The 12047-nt window shown below is 54.3% G+C and carries 11 protein-coding genes; 3 read left to right on the top strand and 8 right to left on the bottom strand.

Annotation, left to right across the window (positions count from 1 at the left end):
* Positions 1 to 10: 10 nt before the first annotated feature.
* From SH573x_RS01485 to SH573x_RS01520, 8 genes are all read right to left on the bottom strand, one after another.
* The gene (locus SH573x_RS01485) at positions 11 to 3691 is read right to left on the bottom strand and encodes a mechanosensitive ion channel domain-containing protein (protein ID WP_479352520.1); all 3681 of its coding nucleotides are present in this window, start codon (positions 3689 to 3691) and stop codon (positions 11 to 13) included.
* 99 nt (positions 3692 to 3790) lie between these two features.
* Positions 3791 to 4234: a hypothetical protein gene (locus SH573x_RS01490; protein ID WP_479352521.1), complete on the bottom strand. Its 444-nt coding sequence runs from the start codon at positions 4232 to 4234 to the stop codon at positions 3791 to 3793.
* Between the two features lie 2 nt (positions 4235 to 4236).
* Positions 4237 to 5265, bottom strand: coding sequence for a DUF1559 family PulG-like putative transporter (locus SH573x_RS01495; protein WP_479352522.1), 1029 nt, complete (start codon positions 5263 to 5265; stop codon positions 4237 to 4239).
* 27 nt (positions 5266 to 5292) lie between these two features.
* The gene (locus tag SH573x_RS01500; RefSeq protein ID WP_479352523.1) at positions 5293 to 5661 is read right to left on the bottom strand and encodes a hypothetical protein; all 369 of its coding nucleotides are present in this window, start codon (positions 5659 to 5661) and stop codon (positions 5293 to 5295) included.
* Positions 5662 to 5770: 109 nt separating this feature from the next.
* The gene (locus SH573x_RS01505) at positions 5771 to 6319 is read right to left on the bottom strand and encodes a hypothetical protein (RefSeq protein WP_479352524.1); all 549 of its coding nucleotides are present in this window, start codon (positions 6317 to 6319) and stop codon (positions 5771 to 5773) included.
* Positions 6309 to 6767, bottom strand: coding sequence for a hypothetical protein (locus SH573x_RS01510; protein ID WP_479352525.1), 459 nt, complete (start codon positions 6765 to 6767; stop codon positions 6309 to 6311). Before SH573x_RS01510 ends, SH573x_RS01505 begins: the two co-directional genes overlap by 11 nt.
* Positions 6768 to 6814: 47 nt before the next feature.
* On the bottom strand, positions 6815 to 8077 hold the full coding sequence (locus tag SH573x_RS01515) for a type II secretion system F family protein (protein WP_479352526.1): 1263 nt from the start codon (positions 8075 to 8077) through the stop codon (positions 6815 to 6817).
* 42 nt (positions 8078 to 8119) lie between these two features.
* Positions 8120 to 9088 carry a type II secretion system F family protein gene (locus SH573x_RS01520; protein WP_479352527.1) on the bottom strand — a complete coding sequence of 323 codons (969 nt, stop codon included), beginning with the start codon at positions 9086 to 9088 and terminating at the stop codon, positions 8120 to 8122.
* A gap of 261 nt (positions 9089 to 9349) precedes the next feature.
* Here SH573x_RS01520 and SH573x_RS01525 point away from each other — a divergent pair, with 261 nt between their 5' ends.
* From SH573x_RS01525 to SH573x_RS01535, 3 genes are all read left to right on the top strand, one after another.
* Positions 9350 to 10420 carry a lactonase family protein gene (locus SH573x_RS01525; protein WP_479352528.1) on the top strand — a complete coding sequence of 357 codons (1071 nt, stop codon included), beginning with the start codon at positions 9350 to 9352 and terminating at the stop codon, positions 10418 to 10420.
* A 20-nt stretch (positions 10421 to 10440) separates the two neighbouring features.
* Complete coding sequence (locus tag SH573x_RS01530) at positions 10441 to 10920, top strand: hypothetical protein (protein ID WP_479352529.1); 480 nt, start codon at positions 10441 to 10443, stop codon at positions 10918 to 10920.
* Positions 10921 to 10987: 67 nt separating this feature from the next.
* Positions 10988 to 11971, top strand: coding sequence for a GspE/PulE family protein (locus SH573x_RS01535; protein ID WP_479352530.1), 984 nt, complete (start codon positions 10988 to 10990; stop codon positions 11969 to 11971).
* Positions 11972 to 12047 lie beyond the last annotated feature (76 nt).

Below are 12047 nucleotides of genomic sequence, written 5' to 3' on the forward strand. Positions count from 1 at the left end.
GCATTCACCGTCACTTACCGGCTATTGAATGCAGAAATTTCTCTGGCAACGATCGGATACGCAATTCGCGTTGAGGCAAAGCGATCTCGATGCCAGCGGACATCAGGCCTTGATAGATTTGCGTGTGCAGTTCATGCAGCGTGTCTAACCGCACTTCGAGATTGGCCAGGAACGCACGCACGGTTAGATCCAGCGTGCCTTGACCAAAACTTTCAAACGTCACGGTGGCGGCTGGTTCACGCATGATGTTGGGATGATTCAAGACCAGCTCTTTCATAATTCGACAGGCTTCATCCGTATCGCTGCCATGGGCCAGCGAGACTCGAATCTGTATACGATTGGTCGTGTCCGACAACGTCCAGTTCAGTAGCTTGCCGGTAATCAAATCCTTGTTCGGAATAATCAGTTCTTGCCGGTCCCAGTTGACGACCGTCGTTGCTCGCATCCGTATCTTCGACACACTGCCGGTAACGCCGTCGAGCGTTATGATGTCCCCGACGCGAATGGGTTGCTCGAAGAGTAGGATGATGCCTGAGACAAAATTCGCAAAGATCTCTTGTAAACCGAAACCCAAACCCACGCCCAACGCAGCCACCAGCCATTGGATGCTGGACCATCGCAGACCAATAGCACTAGAACTGGTCACGATGCCCAAGATCAAAATTGCATAACGGCTGAGTGTCGAGATCGCATAGCGAGCCGCACCTGTCAGCGGCAGATGCTGCAACAAGGCGATTTCCATCAAACCCGGTAGATTGCGACCAGCGATGACTGTCAAGATAAAGATAGGTATGACAATTACCAGGTTGGCTAAGGTAATCGTCACAACCTCGTTGGGCTTGCTGCCTTGCACATCCCACAGTTTGAAATTCTCGAGCATGCCAATCGCTGGCAAAACGTCCGACCAGATGACACTCATTGCCACTAGCCCGATCACGATCATAAAACTAGTAACCAAGCGCATCGTCTGTTCGTTGATGGCCGATAGATTCAGTTCGGACTCATCGCTCGTGGATGGAGTGGGTACGCTCTGCGATGGATCACGCCTGGCTGCTTCGGCCAGGCGCTGTTTGGCTTGTTCGACCATGATCTTGCGCCTCGATAGCAGCAGCCAGCGGCGCATCAAACTATACACGGTCAATAACGCTACGACCGACCAGAAACTGCTGTGCAAGTGCAGGGCAAGTCGCAGTGAGGTGTAATGAAAGCCGATGAAACTCAGTGCGGCTAAGGCAATTGGACTGGCGACGATCAACGGATACCAAATCCAACGCAAGCGATCCAACCAGCCGCCTCGATATTGTTTCAAATAGTCTGCAAATACACCGCTGCCAGGCCAAAATACGCGCGCCGAAAATGCCAGGATGAGCGTCATTAATACTAAGAAGGACAATCTGCCGAGCGATGATTGGAATCGCGTGTTCGATTGACCTTCCATGACTCCGATCAACAAAGCAATCGGCGTAGCCAAGTCGATTAGCCAGCGCAAGTTTGCGCTCAAGAGTTTGGCAGCCGTATCGGACCACTCAAAATGTTTGACACCTAAACCGCTGGGTCGGCACATTTGCCGCAAGAACTCGAACGGTGCGAACACTGCCGCCGCAATCAATAATCCATGCGATATGGCTTGATTGAATACATCGCCGTTTTCATCCAAACTCTCCAATCGCCAATGCAAGTACAACAGGGCCAGCGGCACCGGTATCGATATGGCGACAGTCAATAGGAAGGAGTGTGTGGTTAAGCGGAAGTCGGTCGTTGAGCGTTTGGCGGCTTTCTCGCTACAAGCGGCCAACATGCGCCGCATGCGAGTGTGATTGAACAACACAGCCACAAACCCGATGATGATAATGATCAGCCACCATGGTCGTCTGAGTACATCCTGTACCAGCATACTTGTCAGCCGACGCCAGTTTTCGTAACCGACCAGCCAGTGGAATGCACTAGCCGCTTCGCGAAAGTCAGACTTATCGATCTGCTCGCTGCTGCGAATCCAGAGTACGTGCTTTTCGATGAAAGTATGATAATCGCCGACCAAGGCTTTGGTTTGTGTCTTGAGATCCGCCACCTGATACAAGTTATTCAGGTACGTATCGATGTCGATCTTCATCTTTTCGATGAGCTCTTTGTCCTTGGCCAAGAGCCGATCGTAAGTGGGACGCAAATCGACCGAAACATCGCTGCGAGTCACTGGATTATCGCTGGGAACAGACACGTCCAGCGAGCTGCGCAGCGTGTTAGCCGCAAAGTTGGATTGACCGTCATCACTCCAGGAGCTGATCTGTTGCAGTGCATCTTCCAGTTCGAACAAGAGCACATCGACGGCTTGTGTCTCTTGTTGGTAATCGCGTATTTGCCGCTCGAGTTTCTGTGTATCGGGCAGTTCGTTGCGTTGTTTACGTAGCATCAGTCCGACCCAACTATTGAAACCGGCTACCACATCTTGGCCAGCTTGCGGCTCGACCCGATTGGCCATCTTGGTGAAGCGATCCTTCCACTTCTCCAACAGGGCCTTGGACCCATTTAGTTCGTTGGTGATCTCGGCTTTCTTCTTCACCAGGGCCAGCCACTGATTGATGCGCTCCATCAACTGCTGACCAAGCTTGCGCAGTTCGACAGGAGTATTCGGACCTGGCGGAATCTCTTCGACAAGCTCACGAACTTGCTGCAGCTGTTGAACAATGTCCTGCTGCCGCCGTCGATCAAGCTCTTCGGTTAGGCGTCGCACCAAATCCTGCAGATACTTTTCATCGGCGCGCGCCAACTCCAGTTGCAGCGGCAAGAGCTCCGTCTCAGCTTCAAAGACGCGTTGCTCTTGTTCCAGCAGCAGCACTTGCTCGCTGACCGCCATCTTCTGCGCCAGCTGGCCCCAAGTGGTCGCCTCTTTTAACAGAGGATCCGTAGCCGCACCTGGCGAACTCGCCTGTTCGCGATCGACTTGTTCGACCTTGGCCCGGGCTTCGGATATCAGTTGCGGCAGATCTTTGCGACGCTTCTCGCGCGTATCGACCTGTTCGCTCAACTTAGTGCGCAGTTCTGTGGCACTGGTCAGAGCCGTTTGCGCCGACTGCGATTGTTGCTGCAGCTCTTCGAAGCTCAAGAACTCGCTGATATCATCGATGCGCGGCGGTTGATTCTCTTTCTTTTGCTTGGCATCGGCCAGGGCTTTGGGGGCTGCGGTTTGCCTGCCGGCCAGCTCCTTGCGCAAGCGCGCCGCATCGGCTGCAGACTTCAGATCGACCAAGGCACGTTGATAAAGTGAGACCAACGCTTCTTTGACATTCGTCTCGATGTCCGAAGTACGTTGGACTTGCTCCAAGCGTGAATTGACCAGTTCGCTGGTCAGTCCAATTGTCGGTGCCGTCGGCGTGGTGGGACTGGATGTATTGGGGGCGGGTGCTGGCGGAGTTGTCGGTGCCTGGACCGTTGAGGGTGGAACTGCGACTGTGGGAACCGCGAGGTTGGCTGGTGGTTGTGCATTGGCCCCGATGGTTGCCGGAGTTCCTGAACTATTTAGGAGCTCGGGCAAATTGGTGGCCTCGCTCGGCGGCGCGGCAGTCCCGTTTTGCACAGGCGCCGGCGCAGGGCCTTCTAGCTGCAATTGAGCTCGCGCGCTGCTACCGGGCACAAGCACCCAAAAACAGACCGTTAGCAGTGCCCAGTGGACTGGCTGCCACCGTTGTCCAAACATTGCTTCTTCCCTTACCTGTAGAAGTCGGCCCAGTCCGCCACGTACCCTCTGCGCCAACTGCCCTGTGTACCCAATCTCACCAATTGGGACAATGTCTGTTTAGTCTCGAGAAGGCTGCTGTTGGCGACTGGCCAGCACAGCCACTAGCGCCAATATCCACGATCCACCGCCGAGAATCATGCATGCGGTTAAATAGTGCAGGGGTTGGACCAGGACCATAAAGATGGCTAGCAAACCACATATCAACCCAGCCAACACTCCCAAGGCAATGCCCCGTGGTTTGCGACAGAGGGCATAGCCAATTATCGCTGATAGCCACACCAACCAGAAACTTGCCCCTATGTACCCGACAAAAAAAAGGTTCCAGGTCCAAAGTCTGGTCGTAAAGGCCATCCGACAAGCCGCTACTAGAATCGCAGCCACCGTGGTCAGATAAAACAGCAGCAGTAGCGAATACGAACTCTTATGCGCGCGACCGAAGTGAGTACCGAGCTGACGCTCAGTTGCTCCATCGCTCATCGTGAATTCGTCGTCTATAAGCACGTTTATTGACTCACTTTGGGACTGATCAGTTGGCCATCGCGGCGATTGGCCAAGCGCTGCAAAGTCACGCGGTCCGTCGACAGCGAAACACCATGCACCGATCCGTCAGCGCGGGCGAAGTTAACCACGGATCCATGATGGCTGCTAAAGCCGCCCACTTGAGTGCCGTTATTGACTGCGCCTGCAATGAATTCAGGCAAATCGCCAATGGCAATCCACGTTGCCGGGTCTCCCGGCTCAGATGTCCATCGTTCGGTAAATTCAACTTCCTCGGTCAACACTTCAAATGCATCGACCTCCATCATTCCCTCGTCTACCGCAAGTGGTTCGCCGTTGGAGTTGGCCGGGACCAGTCCAGGTGGCGTGCCTTGAAATGCGGGCGATGAAGAAGTCTCGATGGGACTACCAAGGTTCCGCAAAGTCGCACGCGTGCCGCTGCCCCAACCGAGATCGGTCGGCTCGATGTCCTTCTCACCGAAGGCAAGCGTATGCGCTAGTCCATCCTCGATGTCATCATATGTCAGATGACTGTTCAGAAAGTATAGACCGTTGTTGTTCACATCGATCGGTGTTTCAAAACTATGGTGCACTCCGGCATAGTGGGAGTACGGTCCACTGGAAGGCGACGACGCACATCTTAAGATAGCCAGCTGATAGGCTCGAACTGGCGCATTGGCCGCCGCATAAACCGATTGATCATGTTTCAGCTTGCGATAGGCATTGCGTTCATCCAAGTAGGGAAGCAATTGGATGGCCCATGAATGATGGAACCCATTGGCGATATTGACCACGGGTCCTTTGGCATCGATCGATCCCGGCGGCAAACAGCCATGAGCCAGCTGATAATTGGCAACCGCCATCGTTATCTGATACAGGTTGTTTGTGCACTGCGTTCGCCTGGCCGCTTCGCGTGCCGATTGAACAGCGGGCAATAACAACCCCACCAAGATACCGATCACCGCAATGACCACCAGCAACTCGACCAAGGTGAATCCCCAACACTTCTTCTGCGAATCGTCAGTGGTCATCATTGAATTCGTTCTTGCAAAGCAGATAAATTAGTCACCGGGAGCGCCTTGCCAGGTGGCTTGGACTTCACCGGGTTGATTGTAAGGATATCGAGCTTCGATCCGCCATTGAGGTTTGGCTTGGTCGATAACCGTCTCCAGCGTGATCCGTGCAGGTAGTGGCTCGGACTTTGGTTGAGCTGGAAAGCTCAATTCTATCGGCGCGACTTGCAGTGGGACAGAATCTGGCGCCTGTTCCAAGCGCTGGGACAATACCAGGCGACCCAGTCCAACCAGCTCTTGAGCTTGCAGCAGTTTGGCACGCTCACGCTGTGCATTGGACGATGCCAGCACGAGTCGCAAGCCCAGCATCATCAACATGCCAGTCACCAGCAGAACCACCAAAACACACACCAGCATGCTACCCTGGCGCCTTGGAGAGGCGACTGTCACCTCTCCCGCGCAGCGGGGGAGGTCGCAGACGAGGCGTTCAGCCGAAGTCTGCGGGAGGGGGCACAGCGTCAAAATACTACTGCGCATCACAGCTGCCTACCACATCTAAGCTCACCTGGCGAATGGTCGGTGTTTCACTAGCTGAGTGAACTCCAATACGAACTAACGTTGGACCAGCGGGAGTGGTTTCGCTCTTGAAGGTCAATTGAACGCGATGGGGCAATTGCCAACTATCGAGCTTGTCTGGTTGATCTGGGGTAATGACACGCCGCACAAGTTCAGTCTGGTTGGGTGGCAGTACTTCGTAATGGATACTCTGTTGGTCATCGATCACCAACACTACTGTAGCTGCGTTGATGGATGCTGCGCGGCAACGCGACAGATCGCTTCGCAGGCGTTGTTCGATCGCTTCGGACACGCGCACATCGGTCACGGAAGTTACGGCTACCTGGTGGACAGCAACCGCGCGGCTCATCAGTTTGACACTCATCATCAAAATGAGTCCGATCAGCGTCATCAGTAACACCATCTCCATCAAAGACGACCCAGGGTGGCGGGCGTGCTCGACCGATTGGGCTCGACCGTACGTCGTGGCCAGGAGAGATCGCCGAGGGTTACTGAGCATCGGACGAATCCGCTGGGGAGACTAACCAGAACGTCAACGATCGACTGGTATGAGATTGTCCGCGGGCTTGCCACACAACTCCTAGCGAAATCTGTTTGCAAGGCATAGGTTCCCGCAGATCTTTGACCTCAACTGACCATTTGGGCTGCGCGGGACCATCGAGTTCCAAGGCGAGCGGGAGTTGGCTGATACGCTCTGGCGTTAATTGCTGGGGCGGCCACGTGGCCAGCTCTGCTCGGGCGTTACTCAAGGCGCGTTGGATGCGATTGGTGTGCATCAGCATCTGTCGGCCATCAGCGATGCGACTATAAAACGCTTGAGTCGTTATCAAGGCCGTCCCGAGCAAGCCTACGGCTGCGATCATCTCCAATGTCGTGGCGCCCGCGCGGCTGCAACTCAGACAGCGGCTATCAGGCGTCGGGCATGATGACATTCTGCGACGGATCATTGTTTCCATCAACGTATAATCGCGAACAGTGGATGTGGCTTGAGCACTTACGGGGGCAATTGATCCGTATGCAGGATAAACGTAGCCAGCGAACTGATGACCGAAATTGCGATCAGCGAGGTCAACCAGGCAGAAACTAAAATCAATGCCACCACCAAGAATTGTACCATGACGTTGGTTCGATTCTGAGTCCGCTGCTCGACAGCTTGACCGATTTCATGCAGTGCCCAAGCCAACGACTCTGAATCGCGACAAAGAGTTAATGCCGTAGATTCTTGATGTTTGACCAAGCCACTTTTCTTTAAGGCTAGAGAAAATTCTTCGCCCGCTTCAATGCGACTGGCTGCGGTGTTCAAGCGGCGGGCCCAGCCATTGACCATCATGGACTGAGCCACACTGCGGCACGCTTGCGCTACTTCGGGCTGGCCTTTGACCACTTCCGACAACCCTGCCAGGCAGAGCGCGCGATGATAACTTCGAAAGAGCCAAGATATTGGCGGCCAGCCAGTCAGAGTCGGTATCGACTTGACTAGGTAAGCGACCAACAAGCCACCCCAGACCAACAGCGGCACAAGAACATGGAGTTGCAGTTCCGATACAGCCATCCAGCGACTGAATTCTGGAGTGATCGGTATGTTAAGTTCTTCCAACATGGCGGCAAAGAGATTTCGACCACGGAGAGTCATGCCGGTGGAGTAGAAAATGCCGCTTGCCATGAGTGGAACCAGGCTGATCGAGGCCGCCACCACTCGACCCCGCCATATTGATCCTTGTTGGCGCAGTTCAATGGCGCGCATGATCTGCTGCCGACTGGCAGTGCGATCACCCGTTTGCTCCAGCGTCCCCAAGGCCATGTAGTCATATTCGTCGCGCGCGATTCGCGCCTGCTTGGTCGCCAGCATCCAATCGCCGGTACTGGCAAATGCACTCTCGAACCTGGCACCCAGCCTCTTCCAATAACCAATGCCCTCCAAACTTAGATAACGTGCGACACCGGCCAACCTGCGCTGGTTGCCATGATGAGCCAGTAGGGTCAGCAGAATCATGCTGCGCGCTATGCTGCGTTCGGTCGTGAGCAAGCCGATCACCAGCATCACGAAACAAATCGTCAGCACTCCACCCATGGGAATCAGTCTGCCCAACAAACCAAACAGCGACAACGCAATCAGCACCCAGATCACGATATGCACGAAGGTGCGAACTGCATCGAGCTTGGGTCGGAGAATCTGGCCGCCGGTCACGGCCAAAATGACTGCCAGCGTTGTCGCCACAGGCAACAGCAGAATCAAATTTGCGAGGTTGATATTCATGCCCTAATCCCGAATTGGACGCGTCCACGTTCTCCGAACGCCTTACGCCAGTGCATTCAAGATGTTACTAAGTACATCCGCAAAACTGCTCCACGTTCCCCAGATGATGCTGACAATCGCAAACAGTATCAAAGCGGGCATGATCAAGGCCAGTCGAGCGCAAGTCAATTCAACCATCTGTTCCAACAGCCTGGCAGCCAATCCTGCTGAGGGGCCTATCGACTCTTTTTCAATCAGCGTTAGCGCCAGGCCAGCGCGTGAATCGCTGACAATCGTCGAATGCAACGCATTCTGAAATCCTTCTCCAGCGTCCACACGCTGAGCAACATACCGGGTAATGGCGGCTAATGGACTACGGCCAAACGACATGGCGGTCAACTGCAGCGCCGCTCCCAAGACCGGTTGATGTCGACTGAACACAGATACTCGCATCAAGAGTTCCGACATAGCCATCCAGCGATAGATGCGCCCCACATAAGGTACGGATCCAATCAACTTCAACCTGGCACCCGGCGTAGCCACAAGATAGATCGTCGAACAAAACAAACTCAGCCAGGTCACTACGACCAAGCCACCCATCGACGCATGATAAAGATCGTCTATTCTGCTGAATGTATTGTTCACATTACCCCAACCAAACCCACCCCAGCCGGCTTGGAATTCTTTCAATATCGACGATAGCGTTATGCTGACCAGCGATGCTACCACCAAAGCCAGCGCGAGCATGCCCAGCGGATAGATCAGACCTGCTAAGAATCGTCGCCAGGCCGCTCGTCCCGCATTGCGCTGCCGAATGATTGCCAAGGTAATGTCGGCCGGTTGCCCAGCTTGACCGGCAGCTTTCAAGAGTGACCCCAAATCCGGCTTCGATGCTGAGAGTTTGCCCACAGCTTGATCCCAGTCCTGACCACTTTCCAAGTCCAAGGTGAACTGCCGCAGACTAGATTGCCACGCATGCGGCGCTACCTGAGCAGCGATTCGCAGTTTGAGGATCTCCGCAGCCATGTTCATTTCAGCTAACCTCTTACCCGATAAATAACTCGGCCAGCATTATAACTCAGAACCCCGTAGCGGAATGCGTCAAGCATTTCGAGCTCTACTCTTCGCGCACTACCGAACCATAACGCCCAAGCAGACACGCTTGTCGAAAGCCTTGACGGCTTCCGCTACATAACGCCCAAACAGACATACATGTCGAAAGCCTTGACGGCTTCCGCTACCTGTGCGAAGTTGAAAGCGATTGCGAAAACCTGCAGCACTTCGAGACGATTCATGATTTCATTTTATATCGGCACTTACACCTCGGGCCTTAGTCGAGGTATTTATCGCGCCGTTCTAAATACGCAGACGGCCAACATCGAAAACGTGCAGCTGGCGACCGAGGTCGATAATCCTACGTTTCTGACGCTACACCCAACCCTGCCAGTGTTATACTCCTGTCGCGAAGTTCGGCGCGACGGCAAACGCGAAGGCTCGCAGGTCGTCGCCTTCAAAATGGATGCCAGTGGCCAGCTGACGGCGATCGGGGCCCAGCCCAGCGGTGGCAGTGGACCATGTTATCTGTCAGTGGATCGATCCGGTAAAGTTGTGCTGGTGGCCAACTACGGTAGTGGTAGCGTGGGATCGATCTCGCTAGCCGACGATGGCTCGCTGCGGTCACTGGTAACCACTATTCAACATAGCGGCCATAGCATCAATCCCGATCGTCAAGCAGGCCCGCACGCACATTGCATCCTGCCTGATCCCAGTAACCGCTATGCCTGCGCGGTCGATCTTGGACTGGATCAGGTTATCATCTACCAGCTCGACATCAGCCGCGGCTCGCTCAACCCTCAACCGGCGAGTCAATTTCACGCCGAACCCGGGCAGGGACCCAGGCACATCGCTTTTCATCCCAGCGGACAGCAGGTGTTCATTATCAATGAAATGGGCAACACCATTACCTCAGCCAGTTGGAACGCGAGCACAGGTCAGCTGACCAGGCTCAGTAGTATCGACACACTACCGCCGGATTTCACTGCCGAAAATACGACGGCTGAAATCTTGGTACATCCCAATGGCCGCTGGGTGTATGGCTCCAATCGCGGTCACGATAGTCTGGCTGTCTACGCTTTTGATATCCAAGCGGGTTGCCTTACACTGATCGAGCACGTTGCCAGCGGTGGAAAAACGCCGCGCAACTTCCGTATCGATCCTACCGGCCAATACCTGCTGGTTGCCAATCAAGACTCTGATTCGATCGTCGTGTTTCAAATCGACCAGTCCAGTGGCCGACTTACACAAACCGCACCACCAGTTACTGTGGGCAATCCATGTTGTATTAAGTTTGTTTCCCACACCTGATTTTTTCGTGACTATTGCCCATGGCCATTGCCACCGTTGATGATGCCTTAATCTTGGCCTGCCAGCAGTTTCGAGGAGTGGTCGATAAAGCTGGACAGCCTTACATTCTGCACTGTTTAAGAGTCATGTTAACGCAGTCGGACGATCTGTCGCGACAAGCTGCGGTGCTGCACGATGTGGTCGAAGATACCACCGTGACGCTCGATGAACTGCGGGATCAAGGGTTTCACGCCGAAGTCATCGAGGCTGTCGATTTGCTTACCCATCGCGATACCGATAGCTATGCAGAATATGTGGTGCGATTGGCGGACAATCCTATCGCCCGACGCGTCAAGCTGGCGGATCTGAACGACAACTATCGTTTGGACCGAGTCGCTTATCGCCTCGACCACCGCGAACAAGATGCACAGCGCATTCAGAAGTATATCCTTACCCACCAATTCTTGATCAACCAAATCGACCAGACTATTTACCGTAGTGCCATGCAGCAACTATCGTAGTATGCGCCTTAACTTTCCTTTCGCGGAGCGAAAGGAGACACTCCTACTCCTACTCCTACTCCTACACATGTGGAATGACCTCGATTCAGCCAGTGGTGATTATGCAGTGAAACTGGTGGAGCGCATCTTGCAGGTGGCTGCTGAGCGTGGGGCCAGTGATGTGCATTTGGATTCAACAGCTTCCGGACACATCATTCGTTTGCGAGTGAGTGGTAGCCTGCTGAATCTAGGCGAGGTTCCTAAGGGCAAGCAAACCAGCATTTCCAACCGCATCAAATCGTTGGCTGGTCTGTTGACGTATCGTCAAGATATTCCGCAAGAAGGTCGTATCCTCTTCGGTGGAATCAAGGATCGGGAAAAACGCGAAGCTCGAGTATCGACCTTTCCAACACTGCATGGTGAGCGTATCGTCCTGCGCCTGGTGGCCACCGAGTCTCGGGCATGGCAATTGGAAGATCTGGGCCTGACAACGGATCAACTCCAACGGCATCGGCAAGCTTTGTCGACGCCCACCGGAGTGATTGTCATTAGCGGGGCTGTGGGGACAGGCAAAACCACCACCGCCTATGCAGCCTTGCGATGGCTGGCAGGGCAGGGCAGATGCATCGTGACGCTAGAAGATCCGATCGAAAGTGAATTGGCCTGTGTAGCCCAATCGCAAATCGATCCTCACGCTGGCTTCGAATGGATCGTGGGACTCAAGTCCATATTGCGGCAAGACGCCGAAGTCGTGCTGATCGGCGAGATACGCGATGCACAAACGGCGCAGACTGTGTTTCGCGCCAGCCTGACGGGCCAACTTGTACTGACTACCATGCATGCTCGCAGTCCCCGAGAAGCCCTGCAACGCTTGATCGACATGCAAGTTCCACCTCAGCATATTCTCAGCAGTCTTAACTTACTCACTACGCAGCAATTGCCGTCGCGACCATGCACCTGCTCCACCGGTTGCCCAGAGTGTCAGTACACCACTAAAGTCGGACGCAGTTTGAAAGTAGAGTTCCTCCCAGAACTGGAAGGCGACTTAGCCCGCTCGATACTTCTCCCGTAGCTGAAGTCGCCAGACTTTGGCCGCGTCACGCGTAACTTCATCCAATCTCTGGCGCGCCTCGGCTACGGATCCCGTA

This window comes from Rania fehmarnensis (assembly GCF_056494185.1).

Bases quoted from the DNA above. Each gene is read 5' to 3' on its own strand.
- SH573x_RS01485 (WP_479352520.1), bottom strand. From the start codon at position 3,691: ATGTTTGGACAACGGTGGCAGCCAGTCCACTGGGCACTGCTAACGGTC.
- SH573x_RS01495 (WP_479352522.1), bottom strand. From the start codon at position 5,265: ATGATGACCACTGACGATTCGCAGAAGAAGTGTTGGGGATTCACCTTG.
- SH573x_RS01500 (WP_479352523.1), bottom strand. From the start codon at position 5,661: ATGCTGGTGTGTGTTTTGGTGGTTCTGCTGGTGACTGGCATGTTGATG.
- SH573x_RS01505 (WP_479352524.1), bottom strand. From the start codon at position 6,319: ATGCTCAGTAACCCTCGGCGATCTCTCCTGGCCACGACGTACGGTCGA.
- SH573x_RS01510 (WP_479352525.1), bottom strand. From the start codon at position 6,767: ATGATCCGTCGCAGAATGTCATCATGCCCGACGCCTGATAGCCGCTGT.
- SH573x_RS01515 (WP_479352526.1), bottom strand. From the start codon at position 8,077: ATGAATATCAACCTCGCAAATTTGATTCTGCTGTTGCCTGTGGCGACA.
- SH573x_RS01520 (WP_479352527.1), bottom strand. From the start codon at position 9,088: ATGAACATGGCTGCGGAGATCCTCAAACTGCGAATCGCTGCTCAGGTA.
- SH573x_RS01525 (WP_479352528.1), top strand. From the start codon at position 9,350: ATGATTTCATTTTATATCGGCACTTACACCTCGGGCCTTAGTCGAGGT.
- SH573x_RS01530 (WP_479352529.1), top strand. From the start codon at position 10,441: ATGGCCATTGCCACCGTTGATGATGCCTTAATCTTGGCCTGCCAGCAG.
- SH573x_RS01535 (WP_479352530.1), top strand. From the start codon at position 10,988: ATGTGGAATGACCTCGATTCAGCCAGTGGTGATTATGCAGTGAAACTG.